General features: G+C 73.3%; 11 protein-coding genes. 5 read left to right on the top strand and 6 right to left on the bottom strand.

Features of this window, described 5'->3' with window-relative positions; translation table 11 throughout:
• Positions 1–45 precede the first annotated feature (45 nt).
• Positions 46–2,448: an alpha/beta hydrolase family protein gene (locus IE263_RS40745; RefSeq protein WP_373312263.1), complete on the top strand. Its 2,403-nt coding sequence runs from the start codon at positions 46–48 to the stop codon at positions 2,446–2,448.
• 50 nt (positions 2,449–2,498) lie between these two features.
• Here the strand turns inward: IE263_RS40745 and IE263_RS40740 are convergent, their stop codons facing one another.
• From IE263_RS40740 to IE263_RS40725, 4 genes are all read right to left on the bottom strand, one after another.
• Complete coding sequence (locus tag IE263_RS40740; RefSeq protein ID WP_189943144.1) at positions 2,499–4,943, bottom strand: right-handed parallel beta-helix repeat-containing protein; 2,445 nt, start codon at positions 4,941–4,943, stop codon at positions 2,499–2,501.
• A 108-nt stretch (positions 4,944–5,051) separates the two neighbouring features.
• The gene (locus IE263_RS40735) at positions 5,052–5,657 is read right to left on the bottom strand and encodes an Rv1733c family protein (protein ID WP_189943143.1); all 606 of its coding nucleotides are present in this window, start codon (positions 5,655–5,657) and stop codon (positions 5,052–5,054) included.
• A 183-nt stretch (positions 5,658–5,840) separates the two neighbouring features.
• On the bottom strand, positions 5,841–6,665 hold the full coding sequence (locus IE263_RS40730) for an MOSC domain-containing protein (protein ID WP_189943142.1): 825 nt from the start codon (positions 6,663–6,665) through the stop codon (positions 5,841–5,843).
• Positions 6,666–6,707: 42 nt separating this feature from the next.
• Entirely contained in the window at positions 6,708–7,145 is a 438-nt protein-coding gene (locus IE263_RS40725; RefSeq protein ID WP_189943141.1) for a DUF6643 family protein, read from the bottom strand.
• A 300-nt stretch (positions 7,146–7,445) separates the two neighbouring features.
• On the opposite strand from IE263_RS40725, the gene IE263_RS40720 reads away from it, so the two are divergent.
• Entirely contained in the window at positions 7,446–8,729 is a 1,284-nt protein-coding gene (locus tag IE263_RS40720) for a TerD family protein (RefSeq protein WP_189943173.1), read from the top strand.
• Positions 8,730–8,745: 16 nt separating this feature from the next.
• On the opposite strand, the gene IE263_RS40715 is transcribed toward IE263_RS40720, so the two are convergent.
• On the bottom strand, positions 8,746–9,939 hold the full coding sequence (locus IE263_RS40715; RefSeq protein WP_189943140.1) for a glycosyltransferase: 1,194 nt from the start codon (positions 9,937–9,939) through the stop codon (positions 8,746–8,748).
• Positions 9,940–9,978: 39 nt separating this feature from the next.
• Between IE263_RS40715 and IE263_RS40710 the strand changes: the two genes are divergently transcribed.
• Together IE263_RS40710 and IE263_RS40705 are read left to right on the top strand one after the other, a co-directional pair.
• On the top strand, positions 9,979–10,764 hold the full coding sequence (locus IE263_RS40710) for a glutamate racemase (protein WP_189943139.1): 786 nt from the start codon (positions 9,979–9,981) through the stop codon (positions 10,762–10,764).
• Positions 10,765–10,869: 105 nt separating this feature from the next.
• Positions 10,870–11,418, top strand: coding sequence for a hypothetical protein (locus IE263_RS40705; protein WP_189943138.1), 549 nt, complete (start codon positions 10,870–10,872; stop codon positions 11,416–11,418).
• Positions 11,419–11,439: 21 nt separating this feature from the next.
• On the opposite strand, the gene IE263_RS40700 is transcribed toward IE263_RS40705, so the two are convergent.
• A complete protein-coding gene (locus tag IE263_RS40700) occupies positions 11,440–12,507 on the bottom strand; it encodes an O-antigen ligase family protein (protein WP_189943137.1) in 1,068 nt (355 codons plus the stop codon).
• 209 nt (positions 12,508–12,716) lie between these two features.
• On the opposite strand from IE263_RS40700, the gene lnt reads away from it, so the two are divergent.
• A complete protein-coding gene (lnt, locus tag IE263_RS40695; protein ID WP_189943136.1) occupies positions 12,717–14,324 on the top strand; it encodes an apolipoprotein N-acyltransferase in 1,608 nt (535 codons plus the stop codon).
• Positions 14,325–14,344: the final 20 nt, after the last annotated feature.

Raw genomic sequence — 14,344 nt, 5'->3', positions numbered from 1 at the left:
CACGCACACATGTCGACAGCGCGTCACGGGGGAAGTGCGAGAACAGTGGAACGTGCGCAGGAACATGCCGTCACCGGCCCGGCGGCCGGAGCCGCCCTGGAACTCCTGGTCCACGGCGTGGGCGGGGCCAGGCCCGAGAAGATGCTCAACGATCCGCGCACGGTGCGGATCACCGGCGACGACACGGCCGCCGTGTTCCGGCGCGCCGACGACGCGGACGCCGATCGTCCCGACCAAGTGGCCACCGCGACCGGCGGTCCCCGGGACCGGCCGGTTCCCGAGGCCTACGTCTGGTGCAACCTGACCTCCGGCAACGGCACGCGCGCCCTGTGGCTCCTGCTGCTGCCGTTCATGGTCGTCAACCTCGCGCACTGGATGCGCCCGGCGGCACGGGAACGCACCCGCGCGGTCCGCCTCTACGGGCTGCTGGTGCGGCTCGCGGGCCTGACCCTGACGGTGCTGCTCGTCGCCGCGGCCTGCGAGGTCGCCCTCGACCTCACGGCCTGGCAGTGCGCGGGCACGCGCGCGTGCGCCGAGCGGCACTCCTGGCTGGGGTTCCTGTCGCCCGCGGTCTCGGTCGGCGGTTGGTGGACCCTGCCCGGCCGCCGCCTCGCCCTGGCGGCCCTCGTCCCGACCGCCCTCACCGGCCTCCTGTGGTACCTCTCCCACCGCACCTGGCGGGCCTACGAGTCCCAGGAGCCCCCGAACGGCAAGCCCGAGCCCGAGGACGCGCTCGGCCACACCGCCCTGGGCCGGCCCGGCTTCTGGTACGGGCGCCGCCTGGTGGCCCGGCTGCGCGCCGCCCACACTGCGGCGGGCCTGCTCACGGTGGCCGCCGCGGTCGGCACGGCCGCCGCCCGCCAGGACCGCAGGCCGGGCGGCCCCGCCCTCCTCGACATCCTCGGCTGGCTTGTGGAGGGGGCCCTGGCCGCCGGCGGGCTCGCCACGGTCTGGGTGGTCTGCCGCCGGGGCCGCAGCGAACACCGCCTCGACCGCGCACTCGACGCCCACCTCGTACGACGCCTGCCCCTGGCCACCCTCGTCCTGCTCGCCCTCACCCTCGTGTACGCCGGCTGGGAACGCCCCGGGTGGCAGTCGGCCGGACGCCTCCCGGGCGACGTGACCTTCGGCGGGATCGCCCTGATCCAGGGCGCCCTGGTGATCGCCCTGGCCGTCGTCGCCTCCGTCCTGTACCGCCGTTCCGGCCGTGACCCGGAAGGGCGTGCCGCGCTGCGGGGCCTGGAGGGGCCCGCCGTCGCGATGCTGGCCTGTGCGCTGGGCGGCGTGATGTCCGGCGGTGTGTCCCAGCGGGTCTCCGACTGGCTGGACGGCACCGGCACCTTCCTCGCCGGACCGCCGGTCCTGCTGACCTGGCAGGCGTCGGTGATCCCCGTCCTGCTGATCGTGCTGCTCGCCCTGTGCGTGCTGCTCGGCCGCGGCGCCCTGCGACAGGCCCGGGCCGAGCGCGCGGCGGTGAGCCGCGACTACGACGTCGATCCCGGTGATCCGGCCCGCACCCGGCGCATCGCCCGCGCCCGCGCCATGGCCACCCTCACCGACCGCGCCCCGCTCCTCGTCGCCGTCACCTCAACCACGACCCTGCTCATGGGCGCGGGGGCCCTGGTCGGCGCCTTCGCCACGGGAAAGACCCCCGACCGGGCCACCGAGGGCACCCACCCCTTCCTCCACGGAGCCGCCCAGACCGGGCAGGCGCTCGGCTCCTGGCTGATCGGGCTCGGCTTCATACTCTTCGTCACCTGGGGCAGGCGCGCCTACAAGGACGCCTCCGCGCGGCGCACCATCGGCATCCTCTGGGACGTCGGCACCTTCTGGCCGCGCGCCGCCCACCCCTTCTCCCCGCCCTGCTACGCCGAGCGCGCGGTGCCCGACCTGACCTGGCGCATGGCCACCTGGACCCGCGCCACCGGAGGCCGCCTCGTGATCTCCGGCCACTCCCAGGGCAGCGTGCTCGCCGCCGCCGCGGCCTGGCAGCTGAGCCCCGCCGACCGCAAACGGGTCGCACTGCTCACCTACGGCTCCCCGATCGAGCGCCTCTACGGCCGCTGGTTCCCGGCCCACTTCGGCCCGGCCGCGCTGAACGCCCTCCACGACGACGTCGACTGCTGGCGCAACCTCTACCGCCTCACCGACCCCATCGGCGGCCCGGTCCGCCTCTCCGGCGACGACTGCGGCCCCGAGGTGGACCGCGCCCCCCTCGCGGACCCGCTCGCGTACGGCCGCACCGAGGACCACCCCCTGCCCTCGCCCATCCTGGGGCACTCCGACTACCAGGCGGACCCGGCGTTCGCGGAGGAACGCGAACGGCTCCTGGCCCGGCTGCGCCCGGAAGTGCCGGAGCAGCGCGGGCGGCAGGCGCAGCCGACGGACACGGACAGCCCACAGGAAGGCGGCGCCGAGGCCCGGCCCGACAAGAGCGGGGTGGGCTAGGAGGTTTCGTTCGGATCAGCCCGGGACTGAGGCTGATCCGAACCAAACCCCTAGGGAAGCTCCGGCAGGTCCTCCGCGAACAGCAGCGTCAGATCGTCCGTGCTCGGCTCCGCCACCTGAGCGACCCGGCTCGCGTGCCGCTCCACCATCGCCTCGAACGTCTGCCGCGCGGTGCGGCCGTTGCCGAAGGCGGGGCCCTTCGGGATCTCCGTGAAGTACTTCAGCAGCGCCTCCGAGGCGCCCGGCCCGAGCCGGTACTCGTGCTCCTCGGCCTGCTGCTCCACGATCCGCAGCAGTTCCTCGGGGCCGTAGTCGCCGAAGGTGATCGTCCGCGAGAAACGGGACGCCACGCCCGGGTTGACCGAGAGGAACCGCTCCATCTCGGCGGTGTACCCCGCGACGATCACCACCACGGCGTCGCGGTGGTCCTCCATCAGCTTCACGAGCGTGTCGATGGCCTCCTTGCCGAAGTCACGCCCCGCGTCCTCCGGTGACAGGGCGTACGCCTCGTCGATGAAGAGCACGCCGCCGCGGGCCCGTTCGAAAGCCTCCTGGGTGCGGATCGCGGTGGAGCCGATGTGCTCGCCTACCAGGTCGACGCGGGACACCTCGACGAGATGGCCCTTCTCCAGGACGTTCAGCGCGGCGAGGATCTCGCCGTAGAGGCGCGCGACCGTCGTCTTGCCGGTGCCGGGGGAGCCGGTGAAGACCAGGTGGCGTTTGACGGAGGCCGCCTTCAGGCCCGCCTGCTGCCGGCGCCGGCCCACCTCGATCATGTCGGTCAGCGCCCGCACCTCGCGCTTGACGCTCTCCAGGCCGACCAGCGCATCGAGTTCGCCGAGCACGTCCTTGGAGGTCCGCACCGGCTTCTGCGGCTCGGCGGCGGCCGGCTGCGCTTCCGGCGCGGTGAGCCGTTGCTCGGGGAGCGCGCCGAGAAGTCCCGGCGACTGGGGCGTCGGCTGCACGGCCGTCTCCCGTGCCGTACCCGTCGGCGTGCGCAGGCCCGCGCTTTCGTCGCTGGTGCAGTCCTCCACCACGGGACCCGCACCGGGCATCGCGTCCGCGCCACCATCCGCGAACTCGTAACCACCGCGCGCACAGCGCTCGGTCCGGCACTTGCGCAGTGTCGTACGGCAACCGTCTATCACGTGGAAGCCGTAGCCGCCGCTGTTCGTCACGCGGCAGTTGAGGAAGCTGCCGCGGCCGCCCGCCGACACATAGAAGCCGGCCTCGGCGGGGGAGTCGACCGTGCAGCGCTCGACGACGGGATCGGCGCCCTTGGTGACGATCACGCCGGTCTGGGTGGCGTCCACGGTGCAGTTGTTGAGGGTGCCGCCGCTGCCGTGGTCGCGGAACCAGGCGCCGGTGGCGGCGTCCCGGATCCGGCAGTCGTCGAGCTGGGCGGTCGCGCCGTCGCTCACCGACACAGCCGTGTTGCGCACCTGCGACAGGTCGCTGTCGACGACGTCCGCGCGTGAACCGCGGTCGAGGACGAACAGCGCGTCCGGCACGTCGTGCACCCGGCAGGAGTCGAGCACCACGGTGGCGCCGTCACTGACCCAGACGGCCGGGTAGTCGCCCGTGCTGTCGAAGATCTCGCACTGGTTGGCGTCCACCCGTGTGCCCGGATCCCACACCGACAGCCCGTTGCGCCCGAACTGACGCACCGTCGTCCGTGTGAGCGTCAGAACGGAGCGCGACCGCAGGTCGACCGCGTTCTCCGGGATGTCGTGGATACGGCAGTCGGCCAGGGTGAGCACGGCGTCGGTGTCGAGCGTGACGCCGTCGGCGGTGGTGCGGTGCACATCGCAGTCGGTGAGGTGGGCGGTGGCCCGGCTGGTGATCTGGACGCCGCTGCCCCGGACCTCGTAGACCTCGCAACCCACCGCCTCCAGCGCGGAGTTCTCGCCCGTCGCGCTCAGGCCGATGCCCGAGGTGTGGTGCACCCGGCAGCGCTCCAGGCGCGGATGGGCGCCGCCGCGCACCGCGACGCCCGCCTGCCCGGCCGCGACCACCTCGCACTCCTCGAAGACACCGCCGCCGCCGTCGACCACGGCGATGCCGATGCCGGCCGGGTTGTCGACGGTGCACCGCCGGACGGTCGGCCGCCCACCGCCGCGCACCTCGATGCCGGCCGCGGACCGCGTGACGATCCGTACGTCCAGCAGGTCCGGCGCGCCGTCCTCGACGAGTACCGCGGGCGCCGCCGCGTCCTGGCCCTCCACATGCAGGTCCTGCACCACGGCCGAGGCGCGCACGGTGAGCGGCACCCCGTCCACGGGCGCGATCCGCACGGAGCCGGGCGAACCCTCCGGCCCGCGCAGGGTCACGGCCCGCTGCACGACGAGGTTCTCCCGGTAGGTACCGGGAGCGATGGTGAGGACGTCACCGTCGGCCGCGGCCTCCAGGGCGGCGGCGAGCGATGTGTACTCACCCGTGCGGCGCCGCCACCGCGATGTGCCGGTGTGCGTCACCTGGACCGTGCCCTGTGCCATGGCGTTGCTGTGCCCCCACCTCGTGATACGCGGGTTTGATGCCGAATGCTTCGGCCGGTCCACCGTAGCGTGCGCGCGGGCGGTGGGTTGACCAGAGACGAAACGCCGTCAGCTGCCGGTGCCCGTGCGGCCCCAGTCCGGGCCCGCGCGGTCCCAGGCCTGGTCCCAACGGGCGTACCGGCGGCGGACCATGCGCCAGAGGATCACTCGTCGGCTGCCCTCGACGAGGCCGGCGGTGAGCAGGGCCGCCCCGAATCCGGCGAGGACGGCGTGTGTCGTCGCCGTGGCGGGGTCCAGCGGGCGGGCCACCGGACGGCCGTGCGTGTCCGTCCATATCGCGAAGTGGTCGCCCCGCTGCGGGGTGTCGAGGTCGGCCACCACCGCGCCGTGGTGCGCGGTGCCGTCCGGGGCGGTCCAGTCGGCCGTCACCCGGATGCGGGCGTCCCGCCCGGAAGCGCTCTCGGGGTCCGCCTCCAGCAGTGAACCCTCCAGCTTCCGCACCACGGTGGCCGTGACCTGGTGGCGGGACGCGCGCTGGTCGCGGACCGACTGCTGCAACGCGTCCTGGGCGACGGCGCCGACGAGAGCGCCCACGACGGGCGCGACGAGGAGGATCAGGAGCAGCGCCGACAGGGCGACCCAGGCCTCGATCAGATCCGTCGTACGGCGCAGCGGGTTGTGCCGCCAGCGCCAGAGTCCACCGATCGCTCGCACCGTCCCGCACCCCCTTCCCGCTCCGTGATAACCCCCCGTGGAGCCGTTCATGTGCGGGCCCGGTCGAAGAGAGAGCGAAATCACCTGCGACCGGGACCTCTCATGAACTTCTCACCCAAGCACAACGGTCCAGGGGCGGGCGGAGGTTCCCACAGCCGTGGGATCAGGGGATCGCGGCCGGACTCACTCGACGATGTCGACCGGATCGCCGACCCGGATCGTGCCGCGGGACAGCGGCACCAGGTTCTGTCCGAAGACCAGCTTGCCGCCGAGGCGGCGATGCCGGCCCAGGGTGTACAGGGGTTCCTTGCCGCGGCCCGCGGTGGCCTGGTCGGTCGTCGTCACGACGCACCGCCCGCAGTTCTTGGCGACACGGAAGGCGACCTCGCCGATGGTGAGGCGCGACCAGCCGTCCTCGGCCCACGGCTCGGTACCTGTCACGACCACGTTGGGCCGGAAGCGGTTCATCGGCAGCGGACCCTCGGCGGCGTGCTCACCTTGCGCGATGAGGGAGTTCAGGGCGTCGAGGGACGCGGTGGTGGTGAGCAGCAGCGGATAGCCGTCCGCGAACGAGACGGTTTCCCCGGGCAGCGCGTACTCGGGGTCGACGGGTCGGCGTGTCGCGGGATCGTCCATGTGCACCAGGCGCACATCGGCGCCGAGATACGCGCTGCACCAGGCGTGCGCGGCCTCGTCCGCGAGAATCCCCTCCACCTTGTCGCGGAACATCTCCAGCGAGACCGTCCCCACCGGCTCCGGCACGGAGACGACCAGCGGCTCCAGGCCGGGAGCGGACAGGCGAAGGCCGCCGCCGGGCAGGAGTTCGGCAGCGGCCAGCGCGAGGCGCGGTTGCTGGCGTTGCGTGACGACCTTTCCCCCGTCGTCGATCAGCGCCCAGCGTCGGTCTCCGGCCGGCCCCCAGGGCTCCACGACGGCCTCCCTGGGCGACTGGCCCCGGAACGCCTTGACCGGATGAAGGTGAATCGACAGCAGTTCCGCATTCCCCATGGAGTCATCCTGCCAGGTGGCACGGACAACTCCCGGGTCGGCTCAGTAGCCGCGGTACTGCTGGTTGTTGTACGGGTCCTGGTACTGCTGAGAGGCGGGCCGGGGAGCCGCAGGGCGCATGGCCTCGTAGCCCATGCCGGGCGCGGCGGGGCGTTGCGGCTGCTGCTGGGCCTGCGGGCCGGGGTAGCCGCGCGGCGCGGTGGCCTGCGGCGGGATGTAGGCCGCCGGCGCCTGCTGCAGCGGAGCGGGCTGCTGCGCCTGCGGATAGCCGTAGGCGGGCTGGGAGGGGGCCGCCGGGAGGGCGGGCAGCGCCGACGGCAACGCGGGCAGGCTGCTGCCGCCCGTGTCGTAGGCGGCGGGGACCCGGATCGGGGCGATCTGCGGGGTACCCCGCTCGGCCACGAGCGAGTCGTAGATCGGAGTGTCCGGGAAGGAGGCGGAGTAGTAGCCGCCACCATAGGTGGAGCGGGGGGAGGTCATGGCACATAAGTTAAGCCCACGATGTGCTGGTTGGGGAGACCGATAAGAGGGTTGTTTTCCGTGTCGGCGGTGACGCTGGCTCCCCAATGCGAGCGAACTCGGGAAAAAGGGGCGGCAATCTCGGTGCGCATCATGTAAAGGCCGAGTTCCGGGCGGGTTACCCGCCAGTCGGCGATTCGTGTTCCTGTGCTGCGGATGGGAGTTCGTTGTCCGGACGAATAGGTTGAAGGGGTAGACAATCCGAGGGGTGCCGGGGCGCGGGGCCTGGCCCGCAGACAGGTGATGGGGGCGGACATGTCAATGTCGAAGGGGTCCAACGCTCCGGTGCCGACGACGGCGCTCAGGGTCGAGGTGGGCTGGCGTTCCGGGCCGGGTGTGCCCGACGCGGACGCCTCCGCGCTGCTCCTGGTCGGCGGAAAGGTCCGTTCCGACGCCGACTTCGTCTTCTACAACCAGGCGGAGCACGCCTCCGGAGCGGTCCGCCACGAGGGCAAGCGGGACGCGGGTGGCCGGGTCACCGACACCCTCCTCGTCGACCTCGCGCGCGTGGAGCCCGCGATCGAGACCGTCGTCCTGGCCGCCTCGGCCGACGGTGGCGCGTTCGGGCAGGTGCCGGACCTCTGCGTGGAGGTGCGGGACGTGGCGCAGAACACCGTGGTGGCCCGGTTCGACAGCACCGGTGCGACCGTCGAGACGGCGTTCGTGCTGGGGGAGTTCTACCGCCGCCAGGGTGCCTGGAAGTTCCGCGCCGTCGGCCAGGGCTACGACAGCGGTCTGGAGGGCCTGGCCACGGACTTCGGCATCACCGTGGACGAACCACAGCACACGGCGCCCCCGGTGACCGCCGCCACCGCATCACCGCCGCCCCCTCCGACGAGGCCCGCCACCGTGCCCCCGCCCGTCCACCACACCCCGCCCCCGCCGTCGGCCCCGCCCGCCGCACCCGTCCGCCTGACCAAGGTGACGCTCACCAAGGCCGCCCCGTCGGTGTCGCTGACCAAGCAGGGCGGCACCGCGGGCACGATGCGAGTGAACCTCAACTGGGAGGTGCGCAAGCAGTTCTCGGGCTGGGGCAGCAAGCGCGGACGCGCGGTGGCACTGCACAACGACCTCGACCTCGACCTGTGCGCCCTGTTCGAACTGGCCGACGGCCGCAAGGGAGTCGTCCAGTCCCTCGGCAACGCCTACGGCGCCCTGCACCAGCCGCCGTACATCCACCTCGACGGCGACGACCGCACCGGCGCTGCGGCCAGTGGTGAGAACCTCACCATCAACCTCGACCACAAGGACGACTTCCGGCGCATCCTCGTCTTCGTGACCATCTACGAAGGCGCCCGCTCCTTCGCCGACCTGCACGCCACGGTCACGCTGCAGCCCCAGCACGGTGCCCCCGTCGACTTCTCCCTGGACGAGTGCACGGTCCCCTCGACCGTGTGCGCGCTGGCGCTGATCACCAACACCGGCGGCGACCTCGTCGTCCAGCGCGAGGCCCGCTACCTCGTGCCCGAACGCGGCGTCAGCCCCCAGCGCACCGTCGACCACGCCTACGGCTGGGGCATGAACTGGACGCCCGGCCGCAAATAGGTCTTCTGGGCAGGGCTCAGCCCTCGTCGGCCACCGCGTCCGGACGTGCGTAGGTGCGGCCCTTCCAGGCCGCGCCACGCCCCCGGTAGTGCTGCACCGCCGAATCCACCGTCATCAGCAGATAGAGGAACGCGGTGAACGGCAGCAGCGGAGCGAGCCACGGCGGCCGTCGGTAGTAACGGAGCATGGGGACGTACGTTCCCGTCATCACCAGCCACGCGAGGCCGCCGAGCGCCGCCGCGGTCACATCGCCCAGGAGGAGCCCGGCGAGGAGGGCGAAGGGCGGCACCAGGTACACCAGGGCGAGGCCCAGCACCGTGCCGACCAGCACCAGCGGACTGTGCCGCAGCTGGGCGTAGGCGCTGCGCGAGACCATCCGCCACAGGTCGTGCAGCCTGGGGTACGGGCGCACACTGTCCACCCGGTCGGCCAGCCCGAGCCAGATGCGCCCGCCGCTTTTCTTCACCGCGCGCGCGAGTGCCACGTCGTCGATGACGGCGTGCCGGACGGCGTCCGGGATCCGGGCCCGCTCGGCCGCATCCGTGCGCAGCAGCACACAGCCTCCCGCCGCAGCCGCCGTCCGCGCCCCCGGTCGGCCGATCCGGCGGAACGGGTACAGCTGCGCGAAGAAATAGACGAAGGCCGGCACGATCAGCCGCTCCCACAGGCTCTCCGCCCGCAGCCGCGCCATCTGGGAGACCACGTCGAAGCCGCCGGTGCGCGCAGCCGCCACCAGCTGCCGCAGGCTGTCCGGGGCGTGCGCGATGTCGGCGTCCGTCAGGAGGAGGTACTCGGGGGCGCGCGCGCGTGCCAGGCCGATGCCGTGCCGCACCGCCCACAGCTTCCCCGTCCAGCCCGCCGGCGGCTCGCCCGGCGAGCCCACGGTCAACGGCAGTCCGCCGTGCCGCCGCGCCAGCTCACGGGCCAGCTCCCCGGTGCCGTCGGAGCTGCCGTCGTCGACGAGGAACACCTCCGCCCGCCCCGGATAGTCCTGCGCGAGCAGCGACGGCAGGCTCGCGGGCAGCACCGAGGCCTCGTCGCGCGCGGGGACGACGACACAGACCGACGGCCACTCCCCGGGTTCGCGGCGCGGCGGCAGCCGGACGTCCGTGCGCCAGAAGAAGCCCTGACAGAGCAACAGCCACAGCCAGGCGGCGAGGGATACGGCGGCGGTCCACACGATGGCGCTCACGCGCGCAGTCTGCCCCACCCGGCCGGGCCGCAAGAGCGCATCGTCTATCGTGGCCGGGTGAAGATCGCGCTCATGGACTCCGGAATCGGGCTGCTGGCGGCCACCGCCGCGGTACGGCGCCTGCGCCCCGACGCCGATCTCGTGCTGTCCCTGGACCCCGACGGCATGCCCTGGGGACCGCGCACTCCGGAGGACCTCACCACGCGTGCGGTGGCCGTCGCGGAGGCCGCCGCCGCCCACCGCCCGGACGCTCTCATCGTCGGCTGCAACACGGCCACCGTGCACGCTTTGTCGACCCTGCGCGCCCGCCTCGAACCGGACATCCCGGTGATCGGCACCGTCCCCGCTATCAAGCCGGCCGCGGCCGGCGGCGGCCCCGTCGCGATCTGGGCCACGCCCGCCACCACCGGCAGCCCCTACCAGCGGGGACTCATCGAGGACTTCGCCGACGGCGTCACCGTTGCCGAGGTGCCCTGCTGGGGCCTGGCCGAGGCCGTGGAGCATGCCGACGAGGCGGCGATCGACGCCGCCGTCGCCGCGGCCGCCGCGTTGACCCCCGAGGATGTGACGACCGTCGTCCTGGGCTGCACTCACTACGAGCTCGTCGCCGAACGCATCCGCGCCGCCGTGCAGCGCCCCGGTCGCCCGCCGCTCGTCCTGCACGGCTCGGCCGGTGCGGTGGCCGCGCAGGCCCTGCGCCGCATCGGAGCCCGGCCCGAGCCCGAGGCCTCGGACCCCGGCACAGTGACAGTTCTGCTCAGCGGCCGGGAGGGCGTGCTTCCGGCGCCCGCCCTCGCCTACGCGGAAGGCCGGCTCCTCCAGGCGGTCAGCCCCGCCCCGTGACCGCCGGCCGACGACCGGGCACCCCCGTGCGCCTGTCGGCCGGCCGGCGCAGTCACCCTCCGCGACCCGGTACCGGCGGAGCGAAACCTGAGTAACCTCATCAATATGAGGGACCACCACCCCCGCGACGAGAACGCCCCGTATCCCGACGTCTGGCACGGACGCGCCACCAACCGCTTCCAGTGGCTGCTCGCGCTCATCGGTGCCGCCTGCATGGCGCTCGGCATCGAACTGGCGGTCGACTCCGCGTGGACGTCCGGTGTCGCGCCGCTGGTCATGTCCGTCGTCGGCTGCATCGCCGCCGGACTGCTGGTCCTCTTCGGCACCCTGGCCTTCGTCCACGTCGACCTGAAGCTCGACAAGGAGTGCGTGGAAATCCGCTGCGGCCACATCGGCCTGCCGCGCCGTCGTATCCCGCTGTCCCATGTCGCCGGTGCCGACTTCGAGCCGCATGTCACCCCGCGCCACTGGGGCGGCTGGGGCTACCGCTGGCGACCCGAGAAGGGCACCGCCGTCGTGGTACGGCGCGGCGAGGGCCTGGTGCTGCGGCTCTGGGACGGACACACGTTCACGATCACCGTGGACGACGCCGAGGCCGCCGTACGGGTCATCAGGGACCGGCTGCGGCAGGGCACGCCCGGCGCGGCGCACTGACCTCGGGCGGCCGGGCGGCCGTCAGGCGGGCGCACGTCCCCCCTCGAACCTCGTCGGCGTCTCGGCCGCCACCGGCTCCAGGGCAAGCGGGCGGGCCGTGGCCAGACCTGCCAGCAGGCCCGTGCCGACCGACACCGTGGTGAAGCTCAGCGCGTTGCCGACCGCGGCGACGGCGGCCAGCCCGGTGAGCGCGGCACCCGCCGTGAGCACGACCGGCGTCGGCCGCGGGGCACACCACAGGGCGAACAGCACCCAGCAGAAGGCCGCGGTGAGGAGCAGCACACCGACGACGCCCTGTTCCGCCGCCATCTGCAGCGGGGCGGAGTGCGGCTTGCCGTCGGACAGGGTGGACTGCGCGGCCGTGGCGCTGAGCTCTCCGAAACGCCCCGGGCCCACGCCCAGGCCGGGGGCGTCGTGCGCCAGGTTCAGAGCGTCGCGCCACAGACCGACCCGGCGGGGTGTCAGCTGGTCCTCCAGCGACGCGGCAAGTCCGCCGGGCAGCGCGTTTCCGGCGACCGCCCAGGTCAGGCCCGTCGTGACGGCCGCCGCCAGGCCCAGTCCCACGAGGCCCGGCCCCCGGTGGCGCACACGGCCGGCGGCCAGGGAGCACAGCAGTACGGCGCAGCAGGTGACCACGGCCGTGGTCGAGCCCACGGCGGCCCCGGCCACCGCTGTGCCACCGGCCAGCCCGTGCAGCGCGAGCCGCAGGACGGGCACCGGAGTGGCCCAGGCGGCGCAGCACGCGGCACCGGCCGACAGGGTCAGCACGGCGGCGGTGGCACCCGCGTGGCCGAGAGGTGCGGCGATCTCGGGCCCCGGACCGAAACGGGGCAGGGCGACCGTCAGGGTGAGCCCGGCCAGCGCCGCCGCACAGGGCGCGGCGACGGGCAGCAGCACTCCGCAGATCCGTCCGGCCGCGTATCCGGCGGCCACGGCCAGCACCGCGAGCAGGACGCCCTCGGGGCGTCCGCCGTGCGCGGTCGCGGTGATCAGGGACCAGGTGGCGCAGGCCCCGAGCACGACCACGCCGGTCGCGTCAGAAACGATTCGTCTTTCCCCGTCCGCGTCCTGACCGGCCGCGGACGTCATCCCCGTGGAGCCCACCCCGTCCCCCCGAATCCGGTCGCCCCCCGACCGTGACATGCTCCGGCCACCCCACGCGACAGGAGCTCTGGCACACCGTAACGGCTGATGGGCGGTTTGTGGATGAGTCGTACCGGGTTGCGCAGGCCACAGGCAGCGGACCGCCCTGCGGACCGTGCTGTCGGCCAAAAGGACACCCGCCGTACACTCCCGGAGTGACCGTCACCGCAACTTCCGTGGACCGGCAGGACCAGCAGCAGCCCTCGACCGCGCCGCCGCGCGGCGCGCGCCTCCTGCGTCTCGTCCCGGCCGCCGCAGCGGCACTCTCCGGAGTCCTGCTCTACGTCAGCTTCCCGCCGCGCACCCTGTGGTGGCTGGCCCTGCCGGCCTTCGCCGTCTTCGGCTGGGTGCTGCGCGGTCGCGGCTGGAAGGCGGCCCTCGGTCTCGGCTACCTCTTCGGCCTGGGTTTCCTGCTGCCGCTGCTGGTGTGGACGGGTGTCGAGGTGGGCCCTGGTCCCTGGCTCGCCCTGGTGGTCATCGAGGCGGTCTTCGTCGCGCTGGTCGGCGTCGGCGTCGCCGCGGTGTCGAAGCTGCCGGCCTGGCCGGTGTGGGCGGCAGCGGTCTGGATCGCCGGAGAGGCGGCACGCGCGCGTGTGCCCTTCCGTGGGTTCCCCTGGGGCAAGATCGCCTTCGGCCAGGCGGACGGCGTCTTCCTGCCCCTCGCCGCGGTGGGCGGCACCCCCGTCCTCGGCTTCGCGGTCGTCCTTTGCGGTTTCGGCCTGTACGAGGTCGTCCGTGTGGGTCTGGACTGGCGGCGCACGCGTGAGGTGCGGCGGTCGGCCGCCGCCGTGGCCCTGCTCAGCCTGGCCGTCCCGGTCGTGGCGGCCGTGGCCGCACGCCCGCTGGTGAGCGACAAGGCGGAGAACGGCACCGCGACGGTCGCCGTCATCCAGGGCAACGTCCCCCGCCTCGGCCTGGACTTCAACTCCCAGCGCCGGGCCGTCCTCGACTACCACGCGCGCGAGACGCAGCGACTGGCCGCCGAGATCAAGGCGGGCAAGGTGCCCCGGCCCGACTTCGTGCTGTGGCCCGAGAACTCCTCCGACATCGACCCCTTCGCCAACCCGGACGCGGCCGCCGTCATCGAGCAGGCGGCCGAGGCGGTCGGCGCGCCCATCTCCGTCGGCGGGGTCGTCGAGCGCGACGGCAAGCTCTACAACGAGCAGATCCTGTGGGACCCGGACAAGGGCGCCACCCAGACGTACGACAAGCGTCAGGTCCAGCCGTTCGGCGAGTACCTCCCGTTGCGCTCGCTCATCGGCGCCATCAACGAGAACTGGACCTCGATGGTCCGCCAGGACTTCAGCCGGGGCAGCAAGCCGGGCGTGTTCGACATCGACGGCACCGAGGTCGGCCTCGCCACCTGCTACGAGGCGGCCTTCGACTGGGCCGTGCGCGACACCGTCACCCACGGCGCCCAGCTGATCTCCGTGCCCAGCAACAACGCCACCTTCGACCGCAGCGAGATGACCTACCAGCAGCTCGCCATGTCGCGCGTCCGCGCCGTCGAGCACAGCCGGACCGTCACGGTGCCCGTGACCAGCGGGGTCAGCGCGATCATCATGCCGGACGGGAAGATCACCCAGAAGACCGGCATGTTCGTGGCGGACTCCCTGGTCCAGAAGGTGCCGCTGCGCTCCTCGGAGACGCCCGCCACGCGGCTGGGAATCCTCCCCGAGATCGCCCTGCTGCTCGTCGCCGCGGGCGGTGTGGGCTGGGCGATCGGCGTGGGGGTGCGCGGGCGGCGCGCCGGTGGCGTGTAGCGGTACGCCCGTCGGCCGCC

Source organism: Streptomyces aurantiogriseus, from assembly GCF_014649375.1.
GTDB lineage: Bacteria > Actinomycetota > Actinomycetes > Streptomycetales > Streptomycetaceae > Streptomyces > Streptomyces aurantiogriseus.
Note: the sequence above shows the minus strand (reverse complement) of the source record. Positions and strands in the feature narration are given on the sequence as shown.

Bases quoted from the DNA above. Each gene is read 5' to 3' on its own strand.
- IE263_RS40700 (WP_189943137.1), bottom strand. From the start codon at position 12,507: ATGACGTCCGCGGCCGGTCAGGACGCGGACGGGGAAAGACGAATCGTT.
- IE263_RS40720 (WP_189943173.1), top strand. From the start codon at position 7,446: ATGTCGAAGGGGTCCAACGCTCCGGTGCCGACGACGGCGCTCAGGGTC.
- IE263_RS40725 (WP_189943141.1), bottom strand. From the start codon at position 7,145: ATGACCTCCCCCCGCTCCACCTATGGTGGCGGCTACTACTCCGCCTCC.
- IE263_RS40705 (WP_189943138.1), top strand. From the start codon at position 10,870: ATGAGGGACCACCACCCCCGCGACGAGAACGCCCCGTATCCCGACGTC.
- IE263_RS40730 (WP_189943142.1), bottom strand. From the start codon at position 6,665: ATGGGGAATGCGGAACTGCTGTCGATTCACCTTCATCCGGTCAAGGCG.
- IE263_RS40740 (WP_189943144.1), bottom strand. From the start codon at position 4,943: ATGGCACAGGGCACGGTCCAGGTGACGCACACCGGCACATCGCGGTGG.